The sequence below is a fragment of the Lactobacillus sp. A27 genome, assembly GCF_016742815.1.
In the GTDB taxonomy this organism is placed as follows: domain Bacteria; phylum Bacillota; class Bacilli; order Lactobacillales; family Lactobacillaceae; genus Lactobacillus; species Lactobacillus gallinarum.
This window is the reverse complement of record NZ_JAEHNT010000035.1, coordinates 1-16,808: the sequence shown is the minus strand read 5'-3', so window position 1 is coordinate 16,808 and position 16,808 is coordinate 1. Positions and strand designations below refer to the sequence as shown.

At 37.4% G+C, this 16,808-nt stretch carries 17 protein-coding genes and 1 pseudogene; 9 read left to right on the top strand and 9 right to left on the bottom strand.

Features of this window, described 5'->3' with window-relative positions; genetic code table 11:
* Nucleotides 1–11: 11 nt before the first annotated feature.
* The 6 genes from aspS to prmA all read right to left on the bottom strand — a co-directional run bounded on the left by aspS (nt 12) and on the right by prmA (nt 7,508).
* The gene (gene aspS, locus JEM49_RS05640) at nt 12–1,865 is read right to left on the bottom strand and encodes an aspartate--tRNA ligase (protein ID WP_087176191.1); all 1,854 of its coding nucleotides are present in this window, start codon (nt 1,863–1,865) and stop codon (nt 12–14) included.
* 5 nt (nt 1,866–1,870) lie between these two features.
* Nucleotides 1,871–3,157 (bottom strand): histidine--tRNA ligase, encoded by a 1,287-nt coding sequence (gene hisS / locus JEM49_RS05635; RefSeq protein WP_201874045.1) that lies wholly within the window; start codon nt 3,155–3,157, stop codon nt 1,871–1,873.
* Nucleotides 3,158–3,450: 293 nt separating this feature from the next.
* On the bottom strand, nt 3,451–3,888 hold the full coding sequence (dtd, locus tag JEM49_RS05630; RefSeq protein WP_087176193.1) for a D-aminoacyl-tRNA deacylase: 438 nt from the start codon (nt 3,886–3,888) through the stop codon (nt 3,451–3,453).
* A complete protein-coding gene (locus JEM49_RS05625) occupies nt 3,888–6,128 on the bottom strand; it encodes a RelA/SpoT family protein (RefSeq protein ID WP_201874044.1) in 2,241 nt (746 codons plus the stop codon). The genes dtd and JEM49_RS05625 overlap by 1 nt, the downstream gene beginning before the upstream one ends.
* Nucleotides 6,129–6,142: 14 nt before the next feature.
* A complete protein-coding gene (locus tag JEM49_RS05620; RefSeq protein ID WP_025005813.1) occupies nt 6,143–6,505 on the bottom strand; it encodes a hypothetical protein in 363 nt (120 codons plus the stop codon).
* A gap of 55 nt (nt 6,506–6,560) precedes the next feature.
* Nucleotides 6,561–7,508 carry a 50S ribosomal protein L11 methyltransferase gene (prmA, locus tag JEM49_RS05615; protein WP_025005812.1) on the bottom strand — a complete coding sequence of 316 codons (948 nt, stop codon included), beginning with the start codon at nt 7,506–7,508 and terminating at the stop codon, nt 6,561–6,563.
* A 60-nt stretch (nt 7,509–7,568) separates the two neighbouring features.
* Between prmA and JEM49_RS05610 the strand changes: the two genes are divergently transcribed.
* The 4 genes from JEM49_RS05610 (at nt 7,569) to JEM49_RS05595 (ending at nt 11,057) form a co-directional block, all read left to right on the top strand.
* Nucleotides 7,569–8,078, top strand: coding sequence for an aminoacyl-tRNA deacylase (locus tag JEM49_RS05610; RefSeq protein WP_025005811.1), 510 nt, complete (start codon nt 7,569–7,571; stop codon nt 8,076–8,078).
* Nucleotides 8,079–8,543: 465 nt separating this feature from the next.
* On the top strand, nt 8,544–9,038 hold the full coding sequence (locus tag JEM49_RS10520) for a YSIRK-type signal peptide-containing protein (protein ID WP_025005810.1): 495 nt from the start codon (nt 8,544–8,546) through the stop codon (nt 9,036–9,038).
* Nucleotides 9,039–9,072: 34 nt separating this feature from the next.
* Nucleotides 9,073–9,315 carry a hypothetical protein gene (locus tag JEM49_RS05600; protein WP_143468918.1) on the top strand — a complete coding sequence of 81 codons (243 nt, stop codon included), beginning with the start codon at nt 9,073–9,075 and terminating at the stop codon, nt 9,313–9,315.
* A 539-nt stretch (nt 9,316–9,854) separates the two neighbouring features.
* Entirely contained in the window at nt 9,855–11,057 is a 1,203-nt protein-coding gene (locus tag JEM49_RS05595) for an LPXTG cell wall anchor domain-containing protein (protein WP_201874043.1), read from the top strand.
* A gap of 45 nt (nt 11,058–11,102) precedes the next feature.
* Here JEM49_RS05595 and JEM49_RS05590 read toward each other — a convergent pair whose 3' ends face one another.
* Together JEM49_RS05590 and JEM49_RS05585 are read right to left on the bottom strand one after the other, a co-directional pair.
* A complete protein-coding gene (locus JEM49_RS05590) occupies nt 11,103–11,609 on the bottom strand; it encodes a YbhB/YbcL family Raf kinase inhibitor-like protein (protein WP_025005805.1) in 507 nt (168 codons plus the stop codon).
* 104 nt (nt 11,610–11,713) lie between these two features.
* On the bottom strand, nt 11,714–13,060 hold the full coding sequence (locus JEM49_RS05585; RefSeq protein WP_025005804.1) for a threonine/serine ThrE exporter family protein: 1,347 nt from the start codon (nt 13,058–13,060) through the stop codon (nt 11,714–11,716).
* 169 nt (nt 13,061–13,229) lie between these two features.
* On the opposite strand from JEM49_RS05585, the gene JEM49_RS05580 reads away from it, so the two are divergent.
* The 3 genes from JEM49_RS05580 to JEM49_RS10665 are packed head-to-tail and all read left to right on the top strand — an operon-like array spanning nt 13,230 to nt 14,704.
* Nucleotides 13,230–14,168 carry a sugar-binding transcriptional regulator gene (locus tag JEM49_RS05580; protein WP_025005803.1) on the top strand — a complete coding sequence of 313 codons (939 nt, stop codon included), beginning with the start codon at nt 13,230–13,232 and terminating at the stop codon, nt 14,166–14,168.
* 18 nt (nt 14,169–14,186) lie between these two features.
* Nucleotides 14,187–14,519, top strand: a complete 333-nt coding sequence (locus JEM49_RS05575; protein WP_087235593.1) for a transporter — start codon at nt 14,187–14,189, stop codon at nt 14,517–14,519.
* Nucleotides 14,520–14,572: 53 nt separating this feature from the next.
* Complete coding sequence (locus JEM49_RS10665) at nt 14,573–14,704, top strand: hypothetical protein (RefSeq protein ID WP_255404978.1); 132 nt, start codon at nt 14,573–14,575, stop codon at nt 14,702–14,704.
* Between the two features lie 65 nt (nt 14,705–14,769).
* Here JEM49_RS10665 and JEM49_RS05570 read toward each other — a convergent pair whose 3' ends face one another.
* Nucleotides 14,770–15,150, bottom strand: a complete 381-nt coding sequence (locus tag JEM49_RS05570) for a DUF1828 domain-containing protein (RefSeq protein ID WP_025005801.1) — start codon at nt 15,148–15,150, stop codon at nt 14,770–14,772.
* Between the two features lie 132 nt (nt 15,151–15,282).
* On the opposite strand from JEM49_RS05570, the gene JEM49_RS05565 reads away from it, so the two are divergent.
* Both JEM49_RS05565 and JEM49_RS05560 read left to right on the top strand, forming a co-directional pair.
* Nucleotides 15,283–15,840, top strand: coding sequence for an ECF-type riboflavin transporter substrate-binding protein (locus JEM49_RS05565; protein WP_087235594.1), 558 nt, complete (start codon nt 15,283–15,285; stop codon nt 15,838–15,840).
* 12 nt (nt 15,841–15,852) lie between these two features.
* Nucleotides 15,853–16,722 (top strand): annotated as a pseudogene (locus tag JEM49_RS05560) (DUF3744 domain-containing protein); the annotation flags it as partial.
* Nucleotides 16,723–16,808 lie beyond the last annotated feature (86 nt).

Below are 16,808 nucleotides of genomic sequence, written 5' to 3'. Positions count from 1 at the left end.
TGTCTTTTATTCTACTTATTCCAAGTTGAGTTTTCTTTAGCATCTTCAGCGGCTAAATCTTCAAGACGCTTTTCAGCTGCCTTGACACTATCTTCATACTTAGCTTCAACTTCAATACCCAAGTCATTCAATTGTTGATCTGCAACTGGAGCTGGAGCGTGCATCATAGGTTCTGAAGCACTAGCGTTCTTAGGGAATGCCAATACGTCACGGATGTTGTCCTTATCAGCAAGCATCATAGCGAATCTGTCAAGACCGATTGCCAAACCTGCGTGAGGTGGGAAGCCCATGTCTAAGGCGTCAAGCAAGTAACCGAATTGTTCATAAGCACGCTTTTCAGTAAAGCCTAATGCCTTGAACATGTTTTCTTGGATTGAACGCTTGTGGATACGGATTGATCCACCACCCATTTCGTCACCGTTCATTACGATATCGTAACTACGAGCATGTGCCTTGTGTGGTTCAGTAGTCAAAAGTTCTACACCCTTGTCGTCTGGCATAGTGAATGGGTGGTGAGCTGCTACCCAACGGCCAAGACCTTCATCGTATTCGAATAATGGCCAGTCAACAACCCAAACAAAGTCGTAAACGCCCTTTGGAATAATGCCAGTTTCCTTAGCAAATTCACGACGAAGGTGGTTCAAACTGTCACAGCAGACCTTCCACTTATCAGCGATGAATACAACTAATTCTCCGCCTTCAAGATCGAATTCTTTCTTCAAAGCTTCCTTGTTTTCGTCAGTTAAGAAACGAGCAACAGGACCTGAGAATTCGCCATCTTCAAACTTAACCCAAGCTAAGCCCTTTGCATGGAAACGCTTGATGAATTCTGCCTTTTGGTCGATCTTCTTACGTGAGTATTCCTTAGCACCATTCTTAACAGCGATACCCTTAACAAAACCGCCATCAGCGATTGCACCTGAGAAGACTTTGAAGTCGCTGTCCTTAAAGATTGGGCTTAAGTCATGAATAAGCATACCGTAACGAGTATCAGGCTTATCACAACCGTACTTGTTCATTGAATCGGTCCATGAAATACGCTTAATTGGAGTCTTAAGGTCGATGCCCTTAACGTCCTTCATAATCTTCTTCAAAAGACCCTCAGTGTAGCCTTGAATAGTTTCTTCGTCTGCAAATGACATTTCCATATCGATTTGAGTAAATTCTGGTTGACGGTCACCACGAAGGTCTTCGTCACGGAAACAACGAGCCAATTGGTAGTACTTGTCAAAGCCAGCACCCATGAGCAATTGCTTGAACAATTGTGGTGATTGTGGAAGTGCGTAGAAGCTACCTGGGTAAATTCTTGATGGAACTAAGTAGTCACGCGCACCTTCTGGAGATGACTTACCTAAAATTGGAGTTTCAATATCGATAAAGCCATTTTCATCAAAGAATTCGTGAGTAGCACGCAAAATCTTTGAACGTAAGATAATAGCTTGTTGAACTTCTGGACGACGAAGGTCAAGGTAACGATACTTCAATCTAGTTTGTTCCGAAATTTCAACGCCATTCTTAATTTCAAATGGAGGGTTCTTAGCCTTGTTCAAAACAATAATATCAGTTGCATCAACTTCAACTTGACCAGTCTTCATGTCAGGGTTTACTTCTGAACGCTTAACTACCTTACCCTTAACTTGAAGTACGTATTCATTACCAAGTGAGTCGGCAATGTCCATTAACTTCTTACCAGAGTCCTTGTTAACAACGATTTGTACGATACCTGCACGGTCACGTAAATCGATAAATACCAAGTTACCAAGGTTACGTACACGTTGTACCCAACCATAAAGGTTTACATTTTCACCAATATATTTTTCAGTAATATTGCCACAATAATCTGTTCTTTTTTCGATTTTTTCCATTATTACTAGTCCTTTAATTCTTTCATTACTTTATTCATATCATTAATATCTTCAAGGCTAAGATCAATGGTCTTACTGTCAGCTAAACGCTTAACATTCAAGATGCCATTTTCAAGTTCTTTTTCACCTAAAGTGATTACATACTTGGCACCTTCACGGTCAGCCTTCTTGAATTGGCCCTTAAGCTTCTTCTGGTTAACATCAAAGTCAGCTTCAAAGCCTTGCTTACGCAAGCTTCTAGCAATTTCGATAGCCTTTTGAGCAGTGCCATCACCGATATTAGTAATGAAGAAATCAATGCCTTTATTTTCAAACAAAGCTGGATTTTGCTTTTCAAGAACAAGCATTAATCTTTCTTCACCAATACCAAAACCTACAGCTGGAGTTTGTGGACCATTGAATTCTTCAACCAAATGATCGTAACGACCACCACCCAAAATGGTAGTTGCTGATTCCCAAAGACTCTTATCTTCAACCATGAACTCGAAAATAACGCCAGTGTAATAATCAAGACCACGAACCAAATCATCATCAATCACATAATCAATACCTAATTGATCAAGCATCTTCAAGATTGATTCAAAGTTAGCCTTAGAATTATCATCCAAGAAATCACGAATCTTAGGTGCATCTGGTAAGAACTTCTTATCACGATCATCCTTAGAATCCAAGATACGAAGAGGATTATCACGTAATCTTCTTTGAGAATCTTCTGATAATTCGTCCTTAACTGGAGTGAAGTAATTTACTAATGCATCGTGATAATCTTTACGAACTTGCTCATTTCCCAAAGTATTAATATGCAATTGGTAGTTCTTAACGCCAAGTTCAGCCAATAAATCGTGACCCATCATGATAGTTTGAACATCAGCTAATGGGTTGCTTGAACCAAAGCTTTCCACACCAATTTGGTGGAATTCACGTTGACGACCAGCTTGAGGCCTTTCATATCTGAAAGTTGATTCCATGTAGAAAACGTTAAATGGCTTAACAACTTCAGGTGCATACATCTTATCTTCAACGTACGCACGTACTACACCAGCAGTTCCTTCAGGGCGAAGTGCAATATGACGACCACCTTTATCGTTAAAATCGTACATTTGCTTTTCTACGATTTCTGAACTATCACCACTTGAACGAGAAAAAATCTCATAGTTTTCAAAACTTGGTGTACGAATCTCGCGATAATTTGCACGATTGAAAAAGTTTCTAGCAGTTTCTTCGACTTTTTGCCATGAACCAGATTGTTCAGGCAAGATGTCCACTGTACCTTTAGGTTTTTGAACTCTCATTTAATCATCCTTTGTATATTTTGATATCCTGTTAAAAAATAAAAAAGCACCCTTGAAATAAATCAAGGGCGCTTAGATTAGCACGGTACCACCTTTTTGGTTGCTGCGATTAACGCTCGCCAGACGATCCATTATCTGTTAAAGGTGTCACAGACCGCAATCTATCTGCTCTCTCACCACAATGAGCAGTCTCTTTAAATAGATCTTTGCTAATCTTCATTCTTTGTCATCGATAATTCTTTTTTAGCTTATATTTTTATTGTATTAAAGTCAACCTTTGAAAGCGATTTTCTCTAAAGATCTAACACAATTGTGAATGGACCATCGTTTTCTAAGCTAACTTGCATGTCAGCACCAAACTCACCGGTCTCAACATGGAAGCCATCTTGCTCAAGTTCTTTATTGAAATCTTCCCAAAGTTCTTTTGACTTTGGTGGACGCATTGCTTCAACAAAACTAGGACGATTGCCTTTCTTAGTATTAGCCAATAAAGTAAATTGACTAACACTCAAAATTTCACCGCCAACATCTTTCAAAGATAAATTAGTCTTACCATTTTCATCTTCAAAAATACGCATCTTGGCAATCTTGTCAGCTGCTTTTTTCACAACTGGAAGTTCATCCCCATTTTTGATGCCGACTAATAACATAAAACCCTTGCCAATTTTACCAACGGTTTTACCGTCGATATTTACTTGAGCATGGTTAACTCTCTGAATTACAACTCGCATTAATTATCTGACCTCTTAGTTTCATAAACATCTGGAATATCACGCAACTTGCTTAAAATCTCATCAAGCTGCTGTGAATTCTTAACTGCAACTGTCACATACATATGAGCAATGTTGTCTTCATTAACCTTACCTGAAATATTATTAATATTCTTAGTAAGTGAATTCAACTTATTAATTACATCACTGAGCAAGTTAGAACGATTGTAGCCAAAGACTTCGATATTCGCATTAAATGATTGAACGCTGTTTTCTTCAACATTCTCCCATTCAACATCAATTAAACGGCCTTGCTCTTCTGCTTCCTTAGTAATATTTCTACAATCGGTTCTATGGATAGTCACTCCGCGGCCTTTAGTAACATAACCGATGATCTTGTCACCAGGAACAGGGTTACAACATTTAGCTAAATGAAGCATCAAATCACTAACGCCTTGAATCATGACGCCATTCTTATGCTTGACCTTCATTGTAGAACTAGAGTTTTTCTTTGGTTGCTCATCTTGAATAGACTGCTGACCAGAATTAAGGATCTTTTCTTCTAATTCTTTTTGCTTTTGCTTTTCGTCTTCACGACGTAAGTCAACGGTCAAACGGTTAACAACGGCTTGAGCTGATAAATCACCAAAACCAACTGCAGCATACAATTCTTCCTCAGTATGGTAGTTAAAGTGATCCAACAATTTTTCAACGTGCTCTTTATCCATGAAGTCTTTAGGAGCAAGTCCTTCTTCACGAATCATATTAGCTACCATTTGTTCACCGTGAGTGGTGCTTTCTTCACGGTCTTGGCCTCTGAAGTAACGACGGATCTTGTTACGTGCTCTTGAGGTCTTAACCATATCGGCCCAGTCACGGGAAGGAGTGGCATTAGTTTGCGTCATAATTTCAATGACGTCACCGTTTCTCAACTTGTAGTCAAGTGGAACCAACTTGTTATTTACTTTGGCACCAACCGCATGGCTACCTACTTGGGTGTGAATTGCGTATGCGAAGTCCAAAGTTACAGAACCCTTTGGCAATTCGTAAACTTCACCCTTTGGTGTGAAGACGTAAACACGGTCAGAGAAGATATCACTCTTAACTGACTTCATGAATTCGCCGGCATCTTTAGTTTCATCCTTCAATTCAAGAATTTCACGAACCATGTCTAGCTTTTCACCAGATGAAGTAGCTTCAACACCATTGAAGTTACCACGCTTGTATGCCCAGTGTGCGGCAACACCGTATTCAGCAACTTGGTGCATAGCTTCAGTTCTGATCTGAATTTCAAGTGGACGTCCACCAGGTCCGATGATCGTGGTGTGAAGTGATTGATAACCGTTTACCTTAGGCATAGCAATGTAGTCCTTGAAACGTCCTGGCATTGGCTTCCATTCTGTATGCACGGCACCTAAAACAGCATAACAATCACGGACATTTTTCACAATTACTCGGACAGCAAGCAAATCGTAGATTTCATCAAAATCCTTATGCTTATTAACCATCTTTTTATAAATGGAGTAAATATGCTTAGGACGACCATAGATTTCATACTTAATACCTAATTCATCCAAGGTCTTTCTCAGAGTCTTAATGGTATCAGCGATATACTTTTCTCTTTGACTTCTTTTAACATCCATTAAGTTAACGATGCGGTAGTAAGCCTCAGGATTTAAGTAGTGGAAACTCATATCTTCCAATTCCCACTTGATAGTACCAATACCTAATCTATCAGCTAGTGGTGCATAGATATCCATTGTTTCTGAAGCGATCCGGCGTTGCTTATCAGGACGCAAATGTTGCAAAGTATGCATATTATGCAAACGATCGGCCAACTTAACCATGATTACTCTCAAATCTTTAGCCATCGCAATTAACATTTTACGGTGATTTTCTGCTAAAAATTCTTGGTGAGACTTGTACTCATATTTGTTTAATTTGGTTACACCATCAACAATAAAAGCAACGTCTTCGCCAAATTTTTCCTTTAATTCATCATTGGTAACCGGTGTATCCTCAACAGTATCATGCAAAAAACCTGCAGCAATTGTATCCGGATCTAGGCCAAGCGTAGCCAAAGTTCCTGCAACTTGCGTTGGGTGAATAATATAAGGTTGTCCGGATGCCCGTTTTTGGCCAGCATGTGCTTTATTTGCAAATTCATATGCCTTCTCTACAAAAGCAACCTGATCATCATTCATATACTTTTTACAAGTATCAATCACTTGATCATGCGTCATTTCAATGTATTTAGACATTCTGGTCATCCCTTCTAACGGTAAATATTTTTATTCATTAAGCCAAAGGCTTCAATTATTAGATAAATCAAGCCAAACATTAAATTATATAAAGCAAATTTAGGCAGAATTGCTAAGCAAAAAATGATCGGCAACAATAAAAGCCACCATTTTTTAAGCTTTAATTTCAAGATTAAATTACCAACATGATAAGCGATCAAACTATTAATTATCATAAATAATATTCCCTCACGCCAAACAATTGACACGTGAAGAAGACTTGAAATGTAAGGCAAGATTGCCACTAAAATACTCCACCAGATAAGCGGCATCCATTGATAGGTGTTTAATTTTTTGATTATCGGAATGTTCTTAATTTTATCCCCTATTTTTCTCATTAAAAATTCGTGCCTCTCATCAAAGTTTAATTTAATTGATAATATTTTACCACGATTATTTTTCTTTTCTAGTGATAGCAAGTCCAACCCAACGACCTTGCTTCATGGTAAGATCAATCTTAAAACCATTTTCATCTAATGCTTTTTCAATCTTAGGCAATTGTAAGTAATCAATTCCTGAGAAGATAACCTGTCCACCTTCATTTAAGTGAGCATCCATTTGCGGAATAAGTTCAAGTAAAATTTCAGCTAAAATATTAGCCACGATAATATCAAATTTTCCATTTACATCTGCTAATAAGCTAGTTTTTTGAACACGAATATTTTTAATATCATTTAAAGCTGAGTTTTGTTCTGTGGCAGTCATTGATTCATCAGAAATATCAGTAGCTAAAATGTCTGTTGCACCAAGTTTTGAAGCAGCGATTGCCAGGATACCTGAACCAGTACCTACATCAACTACGCTAATTGGCTTCTTAACGATTGCGCGTTCAAGCCCCATCATTGCTAATTGAGTAGTCTTGTGATTACCGGTACCAAAGGCCAAACCTGGATCAAGCTTAATTAATTGTTGATCCTTAAAGGCAGGCTTATAGTCTTCCCATTTAGGCACAATAGCCAAGTGACGAGAGAAGTTGATCACATGGTAGTACTTTTGCCAAGCCGTGTTCCAATCTTGGTCTTCAATATAAGAGCTAGTAATTTTGGCATCCCCAATATTAAGACCATAGCCCTTAAGTTCTTGCATCTTTTCTTGGAACTTTTTAACCAATTCATCTTTATCTGCTTCTTCATCAAAGTATGCGTAGAAATAAGTATCTTTAGGCAAATCCTTGATATCGTCCATATCAACAACAGTTGAATCATGTAGCCAGCCAGCTTGTTCAAAATCGCTGCGGTTTCTAGATTCAACGCCTAAGGCATTCAAATTATCCATAGCATAAATGCTTAAAGCATCTTCTACTTCTTGACTAGTATCGATTTTAATAATTAATAATTTCATTATAGTAATCTCCTTTTGGGATTTTCTTTGTACAATGCTATCATGATAAAGGTGATAAATATGTCAAAGAAAAAGAATAAAAAAAACAAACTTGAAAAAACTTTAGTTGAAAAGATCTTAGATCAAAATAAGATCAAATATCGTCAAGCTTCATTTGCAGTCACCAAAGATAAAGGTGGCGTTGCACAGATGGACACTTCTATTCTAGAAGACAAAGAGCATTTAGTCTACAAAACGTTAGTCTGTGAAGGAAATAAAACTGGTCCATTAGTTGGTGTTGTTCCAATTACAGAGCACTTAAGCATGAAAAAATTAGCCAAAGTTTCTGGCAACAAAAAGTGTGAAATGCTTCCTTTGAAGAAATTAGCTAAAACTACTGGCTATATTCATGGAGCTAATACGCCAATTGGCATTTACTTCAAAGAAAAACTACCTATTTATCTAGATGATTCTATGAAAGGCAACGAAGAAATTGCCGTTTCAAGTGGTGAATTAGGTAGAAGCGTTTTCTTAAATCCTGAAGACTTGGCAAGATTCTGTCATGCACCTTTTGTCGATTTAAAAGAATAAAAGCGTTTTCAAATAATTGAGTCATCATCTTCTTTTTATGTTAAACTATTCATGTACCACATATAGAAACATGACAGATATAGAAGAAGATGACTGAATTGAATATATTATTAGGAATTGTTGGTTTTACAGTTGCTATGCTTGCTGCATTTGTTGTTACAGCAGTGGCGATTTCGAATTAACCAAAAATAAAATTGATAACATATTACTGATATAAAAAGAGCAGCTTGATGTTGCTCTTTTTATTTGCCCTCTGTTATTAAATTAAAGTAATTTTTCTAATATTATTTTCTTATGGTTAGTCGACTCGCTTTTTACAGATTATTAGTTTTACAAAAGAATTACAATTATTGAGTATCATTGTTATTTTTTGTGCTAAGTTAAAAGTGTTAAAGCTGATAATAAACGTTATATAACTTTTAATATCTAATCTTTCAAATTTCTAAAATACAAGGAGTTTAAGGAATGAAACATAAAAATAATTTAAGCTTCAACGCTAAACTTAACGGTAAGCAAAAATTTGGTTTTAGAAAATTATCTGTTGGTTTAGCTGCTGTTGCTCTCGGCACTACCTTTTTCTTAAGTAATGGTCAACTTGTTCATGCTGATGTTGAAAATAATACTCAAACTTCAGAGGCAAAAACTGAAGAAGTTGATAGTCAATCTCAATCAACTCCAAATCAAGATGAACATGTAGAAAAAGTTGATCAACCTAGTCAGTCTCAACAAGTAAAGGAAGAAAATAATTCTACTGCAGCTAATGAACAAACTGCTACAAGTAAAAATGATGAAGCAACTGCTACTTTAAAGATTAAAAAACAGCCTTCATTAACTGATCCTAAATTATTAGCAGAAAATAAAACTCAAAGGAATTTAGATAATTCTACTAAGGTAGAGACTATTTATGATACTTCAACTGAAGACCAACAAAAGCACTCTGTCATCGGTGGTCAAGGTTAGGTCAAAGTTGAAGTTACTAGTCCTGAATTTCAAGATGTTAAAAAAGGGGGATAAATATTCCGTACAATTTGGATCAGTTCAAAACTTTAACTATGATCAAACACCGCTTGCTGATGATTCATCATCTAAATTTGAAATATCAAATAAAGGAAAAGGTCTTTTCGAATTAACTGCAAAAAATAATTATGATCATGGCAAGTTTGACATAACTGCATCTGTTATGCCTAAAGAAATAGTTACAGAAAAACAGAAAAACAAGCACAAACTGCTACTGTAAATGAAGTAATCAAAGGCTACTACGAAATTGGTCCTAAAGCTCAAAACTTTACAGGCATCAGTGATCCTAATGCGGTAGTTCCAGCAAATGCTGAAACAGCATCCCCTAACTACACAGCTTCAGTTTCATATACCAGAACAAGAACCATTGATTTAGTTGAGGATCCTAACGGCACTTCTACTAAATGGTCAGATTGGTCAGTCCAAGACAATCAATCCTTCCCTGCTATCTCATATGATAACGGTATTATTAAGAATCAAATTTCTGATAACTATTACCTGAACAAGAATGGTGTAGTACATATTATTGGTACTGAGGATGGATTTAAAGTTACTGCTGATTCTAATGGTATTTCAGCAATTACCCCATCTTCTGATTTCTTAAGCAGTTTAGTTGCTAAAAACAATAATCAAGGTTCTGCTCAAATCAACGTTTGGATACCTTATACTCTTCATGAAAACATCACTGTTCATTATATTGATGAAGACACTAATGCTGAAATCACCCATAATTCTAATAATAAAGTCGATGCTTCTAAATTGGCTGATCCTCAAAATTATCAAAACGGCATCCCTAATACAACTGTTACAAATCGAACTCAATCAGTTATCGGATACTTAAAAGGATTAGGGTATCAATTTGATAAAGAGGCTACTGAGGGGCAACAATCTAATCATGTAAAATCATTAGGCAATGAGTTCACTTTTAACCTCAGCGAGAAAAACTTTAAAGGTAACAACGGTGTGAATGCATGGAATAGCAAAGATTTGTCCTTTGACAACACAGAGAATCCAAACGATCAGAATTATTACGTTTACCTTTACCATGCAGTTCGCACTGATCACCAATATAAGTCAGTCAAAGAACGCGTATCTTACTACTACGAAAATGGTCCAAAGCAAGGTCAACCTGTTCCAGATCGTTTCCAACCTAAAGACTATGATCTTTACTTTGTTCGAACCCAAGATGTTGATCTGGTTACCGGTGCCAAAAAGGATTGGACTAATTGGTCACTTGATGCTAAGAAGACTAGCACTAATAACAATGGTCTTTCGTTCAAAGCAATTCCATTTAAAGATCTTTACCAAGAATTAGATGATGGTTATACCATTGATCCTAATGGTAAATTTATCATTACTGATAACACTGGTAAGCATGAAAGTGAACAAGCTCTAATTGTCAAAGGCGAAAATGGTAAAATCAAAGTAATTCCATTTACTAATGATGAAATCACCAACTTACCAGAAAATGGCGTAATTGGTATTCAAGTTCCATATGCTGTAGTTATCCCTACTCCAGGATCAGAACCTAAACCAGAGCCCAAGTCACAACCTAAGAAGCTCGAACCTAAACCAACTCCTAAGCCAACTCCAGAACCAGATAAGCCTGTAACTCCTACTCCAACTAAAACGCCTAAACACAAGAAACGTACTCCAAAGAAGAATCACTCATGGAGTTCTAACCATAATCCAAATGGTGAAAATTTAGACCACAACAAGAAGAGAGACTACAGCTTTAACTACGTTCCAAAGGGCGAAGACTACAACCACAATATTGGACCAAAGAGTCAGAATATCCCTACTAACCAAAGTTTGACCTCTTCAAAAGCAGACCATAACTCTGCTTCCACCAACACTCTTCCAGAAACTGGTGAAAAGAAGTCTAACTTAGGCGTAATTGGATTAAGCTTAGCAGCTGTAGCTGGTTTAATGGGACTTGCTATTAAAAAGCGCAAGGATTAAATAAAAGCATAAAATAAGACTCCTGAAATATCAGGGGTCTTATTTTTATTTAGCACGACTTGGAATTTCAATAGTTGTCTTAGCAATAATGTGATCTTTCACTTTGGCTAAAAATTCATTTAGATAATAACCATCTTTTAATTCCAATTCATCATCCAAGGCATAGACTGTTAATGAATAATTATGCGTCTTATCTGGTGGCATAGGACCTGTGTAGCCCAATACCGGTCCTGAATCTTTGGGCAAAAACTTACTAATATTGCTGTTATAACCTTGAACAAAATCAATATTTTGATGATGTTGACTAATATCAGCGGGAATATCTTTGACTGGCAAGTTTGCAGCTAACCAATGAATCCAAGTAAAACCACAAACTGGAACTGAATCATAATCATAAAAACAAACTGCTAAGTTTTTTGCATCTTTAGGCACGTCAGAAACAAAAATGGGAAAAGAGCGGCTAGGCTTACCTTCAATTTTTTGATCTGCAGGTGCGAATTTGCTATAACGATCAAATAAGTAACCGTTCATTGTTGGTACTTCAATTTTCATATTATCACCTCATGTTCATTATATTAGTCCTTAACTCAAAAAGGTTATCAAAAGCAAATTAAAAGAGCCAGAAAAATCTGACTCTTTTTTGCTATTCAACTTTATTAATCCGCATGTCTCCACTTCTTGTCTGTTAAGATACGTGCGGCAAGCAGCCCAAAAGGAAGTGCAATGACAATCATCAATGCTTCAGTAATCCAGTAAGCACCGATGTTAATGTTAGTAATACCGAAGTTGAACACTGCGCGGTACATATATAGTCCTGGCACCATAATTACGATTGAAGGAACAGTAATCGCAATTCGTGGGAAACCAACTTTTTGTCTAACAATACTTGCCAAAAGCCCGGAAACAAGAGCTCCAATAAAGGCTGCTAAAGCCGGTGCCATATGAGCGTAATCAACTAGACTCAGTCGTAAAGTATTAGCCATCGCACCCATAATTGCGGCAGTTGCGGCCATATTCGGACGACTATTAAACATAATTGAGAAGCCAAATACCCCGCAGAAGCTGGCAATTAAGCGCAAGAATGTTAGCATCCCCGGATTAATGCTCAACTTAAGCATGGAACCCGGATGCAAATTCAAAATCGTAGCCACTGCCCACCCTGACATGGTGGCAATCGTAATGATCAAAAGCGCATAGGTCATTCTCTCAAGCCCAGATCTCATATCTAGCTTAGACATGTCCAGTCCTGAAGTAATGAATGGAAATCCCGGAATCACGAACAGCATTGCACCAATATAGCCGTAAGCATGATGATAATCCAAATGGAAAATCATCTTGCCAATGTGAAATGTCAAGAAGTAAACTGCACAAGCAACTGCTACAGCAACCGCGATTTTAGCTACAAGGGTCATTTTCCGCTTGCCCATGAGTGCTCGAACATAATTTCCTGCCCCTGCACCTAAGAAGGCACAGATAACTTCAGGCCAGCCGCCACCTAGTAAAAAGATAAAGCCTGCACAAGCTAAACCGGAACTTAGACCCGCAATTACTGCAGAATATGCTGATTTTTGATTTTCGATCTCACGCAAGCGCTTGTGAATCTGTCCAATATTCCAATTACCATGACCTGCTTCAAACTGACGAACGAATTTTTCTAGTTCATTCAATTTAGTCATATTAACATCAGTCGCTGGCAAAGATAGCGTCTGTGAATATGACTCATTATCTACGTCAAAACAGGTATACTCGATTGAAACCAACCCAATATCCGTCGAACAGGTAATTCCTAAAGTTCTTGCAATCGTGTCCATCGAATCACGTACACGCCAGGCACCTGTCCCACAACTTAACAGCATAATCCCTACTCGGCCAACAATTGAGGCCTTTTCTACTAGAGTAGCATCCTGTGCCATCGTCTTATTATCACTCTTGAAAAATTCCTCCCATAGAATCTTCATGTGATGTTTTTGCGACAAATGATATTCTCGTTCCTTTTCCTTCATTAGATTAATTACTTTCCCTCATTTTTAAAATTAATTAAAATACGCTTTTCTATTTTAACACAGTAATATTTACGGAAAGCATTTTATATTTTTCAAAAAATAAGCGTTCCATTTTACTATTTTAAATCTATAATGAATATATGAATCATATAATAAAGGACGGTTTATAGTGGCACAATTAACCGATGAACAACTTGCTAGCATTGCACATGACTTTTATCTCAGCAAGTTAAATATCGCAGAAATATCACAAAAATATAACCTATCGCGCTATTTAATCACTAAGGCGTTAGACGATGCAGAAATGCGCGGAATCGTTAAAATCAAAATTACTCAAGGAATTAAACGCAATCAGGTTTTAGAACGAAAATTCCAAAAGCTCTTTGGCTTAAAAGAAGCTTTTATTCTCAAAAGTTCTGAAAATGATGCTAACGACGATGAATCTGTTGTCAACTTCGCTACTAAGCAAATTCAAACTTATTTGCAAAATACCCATATCGCCGGAGTCACATGGGGCAGTACAATGCGCGGTGTAATTAACAACTTTAATGAAGAAAACTTTAATAAGCTCTACTTCATTCAGCTCCTAGGGCACGCCATTAATGCAAATCGCCGCAAAAATCCTTTGGTTCAAGACGCTGCAGAAAAATTCCACGCTAAAAGCTTAGGATTGCCTACGCCACTTTACATCTTAAATCCTAAAATTATTCCAGCTTTAAAGAAAGAACCCTACTTTAAAATAGTTGAAAATTGTTATCACAACTTAGACCTTCTTTTTACCGGACTAGGAACTCTTGATTCATTCAAGGCTAATCCATTCTTAGATAAAAATTACGGTCCGCAACTATTTAAGAACATTCCAGAAGAACAAGTGGCCGGATTAATTATGGGACGTCCCTATAATATCAACGGAGAATTTTTCACTGATTTCGAAAAACACATCTGTGGTATATCAATGAATGACATTATGCAAACACCTACACGCTTCTGCGTTGTTAATAATCGCTTTAAGTCTAAAGCACTATTAGGCGCTCTGCGTAGCGGCATCATCACCCACTTGGTTATTAATGATGATTTGGCCCACCGCGTTTTGCGAGAAGCAGAATAATTATTAGAGGGGATAATTATGAAAAAATCAAAATATGATCTATGGATCGGAGCAATCAATTTAATCAACTGTTGTCTATTTATCTGTTCCTGGTTTGCAATCTTTGGTGCAGATTTCACAGCTAAAATTGCCTTCTTTTTCTATCTTTTTGCCTGGATTGGCGTGATTCTTAATGCAATCGCCGTCGTTCAATCACACAACTTAAGCATTTCATTAATAGGACCGATCTTAGGCGTAATCGGCAATGCCTTATATGGTTTTACCGCTGTGTTAGCCTTACCGGCAGTGATTATCAATATCATTTCTGCATTCTTTATTTTCATGCAGCATAACAATAAGAAAAAAGTATGATCAGATTAACTTTTCGATAAATTCGATCTACAATGACGATAGAGGTGATAATTATGGAGTTTAGAGTAGATGACTGTATTCCAGATGTTGAAACAATTATGGCCTTAGCCGAGGACATCGCTGATTTTAATTTAAACGGTAAAAAACCAGAAGATGTTCATGTAGGAAGGATTAGCAATGTTTAAAGTTGCCCGAAAAAGTTTGTATCAAAAAATGCATCCCTGATTAAACAGATCAAGGGATGCATTTTTTAGCCTAAATATGAAATGGCAACTTGCAATTGTGCCAGCTTCATTGCTGCCTGAGCTACATTCTTGCGGTCAACATCAACATAAATTTCACAGTGGTCTTCGTCAAACTGATAACCTGAACCAAGAGCAATATCTGCCGCAGTCTCATATAATTCCATATCTTCTTGATTAGGATCAAGTTTAAACAAAATTCGACCGCCATCACTTACGCGGCAATGATCTTCATCTTCCTTTACCCATACATAAACGGTATCGCCATAAGAATCAATCATCATTGTCGCAATTTGCATGGTTTGATCATCAACCCAAATAATTTTGGTCTGATCGGCCGCATATTGGCCAATTTCATTATCTAATTTTTTAAGTTCATCTTGTCTCATTTTTACCTCTAACTACTACTTCACTATTATCATAATTTTAATTGTAACATATCCACCCTTTTCTGCTACATCCCCTTGACGGTAACCGCTTTCCAATTATACGGTGTTATTATCACAAATCGGAGAAAAATTATGAAAAAACAAGGTTTATCTGTTAAAAATGTTGTCGCTATAGGGATCGGTTCTGCCATCTACGTTATTCTGGCGCGCTTCACCTCAATTCCGACTCCTATTCCTAATACCAACATCGAGCTAGTCTTTCCTTTCCTAGCTCTTTTCGCAGCCATTTATGGTGCTAAAGTCGGTTTTGCGGTCGGTTTCATCGGCCATACCCTATCTGATTTTATTATGTATGGTCAAACCTGGTGGAGTTGGGTTTTGGCTACTGGTGTACTTGGTTTGATTATTGGCCTTGCCTGCAAAAAGCTTGATTTGAAAAATGGTATTTTCGGTATTAAGCAAATTTTGCTATTTAATATCACTCAAATTATTGCCAATATCATAGCCTGGATAATCGTTGCCCCTATCGGAGACATTATCATCTATAGCGAACCTGTTAACAAGGTATTTGTTCAAGGAATCAGTGCCACCCTCTCAAATGGTATCACCATCTTGATAGTTGGTACGCTTTTATTAAAAGCTTATGCAGGTACCAAAATTAAAAAAGGCAGTTTACGTAAAGAAGATTAGAAAGACTTAGGCATGACTGAACCTATTATTACTTTTAAAAACTTTTCATTTAAATATGACAGCCAGGCATTCCCGACGCTACAAGACATTAATTTAACTATTAATCGCGGTGAAAAAATATTGATTGCGGGACCATCTGGTAGTGGCAAGTCAACTATTGGCCGCTGCATCAATGGCTTGATTCCTAATATTGATACAGGAACGATTACAGGCGAATGCTTGATTAATGGCAAAAATATCAAGGAGACCGACCTCTTTGACCTCTCATTTACTACATCGACTATCTTGCAGGATACTGACAGTCAATTCATTGGTTTAACTGTCGGTGAAGATATCGCCTTTGCACTAGAAAATGATTGTCGTCCGCAAAACAAGATTAGACAAACTGTTCACCGCTGGGCTGACAAGCTAGAGATCAGCGATTTATTAAAGCAAGCACCGCAAAGCCTGTCTGGCGGACAAAAACAAACCGTGGCCCTTGCTGGCGTCTTGATTGATGAATCACCTATTATGCTATTTGACGAGCCCTTAGCCAACTTAGATCCCGCTTCAGGGATGAAAACGATGGCGTTAATCGATCAAATTCAAAAGGAATTAAACGCCACAGTAATTATTATTGAACACCGTTTAGAAGAAGTGCTCAGCCAACCGATCGACCGCGTCGTTTTAGTCAATGATGGCAAAATTATCGCCGATAAATCACCTAACGACCTGCTTCATCAAAACAAGTTAGAAGACATCGGTGTAAGAAGTCCACTTTATCTAACTGCTTTAACCAAAGCAGGCGTTGACTTGGATGCCATTCCTGATCTCACCTCAATAAAAGCTCTACCTGATGACGAAAAAATTGGACAAAAATTACAAAAATGGGCAGATGATGCTTCTTTCTACTCTAAGTCAAGTGTTATCAACGATTTTAAGCAATTTTATTTTGAAATACAGGCCTAATCGGGAAATGGCTCCCGGAG

Excerpts from the sequence above, each read along its gene's own strand:
- aspS (WP_087176191.1), bottom strand. The coding sequence starts at position 1,865 with ATGGAAAAAATCGAAAAAAGAACAGATTATTGTGGCAATATTACTGAA.
- hisS (WP_201874045.1), bottom strand. The coding sequence starts at position 3,157 with ATGAGAGTTCAAAAACCTAAAGGTACAGTGGACATCTTGCCTGAACAA.
- dtd (WP_087176193.1), bottom strand. The coding sequence starts at position 3,888 with ATGCGAGTTGTAATTCAGAGAGTTAACCATGCTCAAGTAAATATCGAC.
- JEM49_RS05625 (WP_201874044.1), bottom strand. The coding sequence starts at position 6,128 with ATGTCTAAATACATTGAAATGACGCATGATCAAGTGATTGATACTTGT.
- JEM49_RS05620 (WP_025005813.1), bottom strand. The coding sequence starts at position 6,505 with ATGAGAAAAATAGGGGATAAAATTAAGAACATTCCGATAATCAAAAAA.
- prmA (WP_025005812.1), bottom strand. The coding sequence starts at position 7,508 with ATGAAATTATTAATTATTAAAATCGATACTAGTCAAGAAGTAGAAGAT.
- JEM49_RS05610 (WP_025005811.1), top strand. The coding sequence starts at position 7,569 with ATGTCAAAGAAAAAGAATAAAAAAAACAAACTTGAAAAAACTTTAGTT.
- JEM49_RS10520 (WP_025005810.1), top strand. The coding sequence starts at position 8,544 with ATGAAACATAAAAATAATTTAAGCTTCAACGCTAAACTTAACGGTAAG.
- JEM49_RS05600 (WP_143468918.1), top strand. The coding sequence starts at position 9,073 with ATGTTAAAAAAGGGGGATAAATATTCCGTACAATTTGGATCAGTTCAA.
- JEM49_RS05590 (WP_025005805.1), bottom strand. The coding sequence starts at position 11,609 with ATGAAAATTGAAGTACCAACAATGAACGGTTACTTATTTGATCGTTAT.
- JEM49_RS05585 (WP_025005804.1), bottom strand. The coding sequence starts at position 13,060 with ATGAAGGAAAAGGAACGAGAATATCATTTGTCGCAAAAACATCACATG.
- JEM49_RS05575 (WP_087235593.1), top strand. The coding sequence starts at position 14,187 with ATGAAAAAATCAAAATATGATCTATGGATCGGAGCAATCAATTTAATC.
- JEM49_RS10665 (WP_255404978.1), top strand. The coding sequence starts at position 14,573 with ATGGAGTTTAGAGTAGATGACTGTATTCCAGATGTTGAAACAATTATG.
- JEM49_RS05570 (WP_025005801.1), bottom strand. The coding sequence starts at position 15,150 with ATGAGACAAGATGAACTTAAAAAATTAGATAATGAAATTGGCCAATAT.
- JEM49_RS05565 (WP_087235594.1), top strand. The coding sequence starts at position 15,283 with ATGAAAAAACAAGGTTTATCTGTTAAAAATGTTGTCGCTATAGGGATC.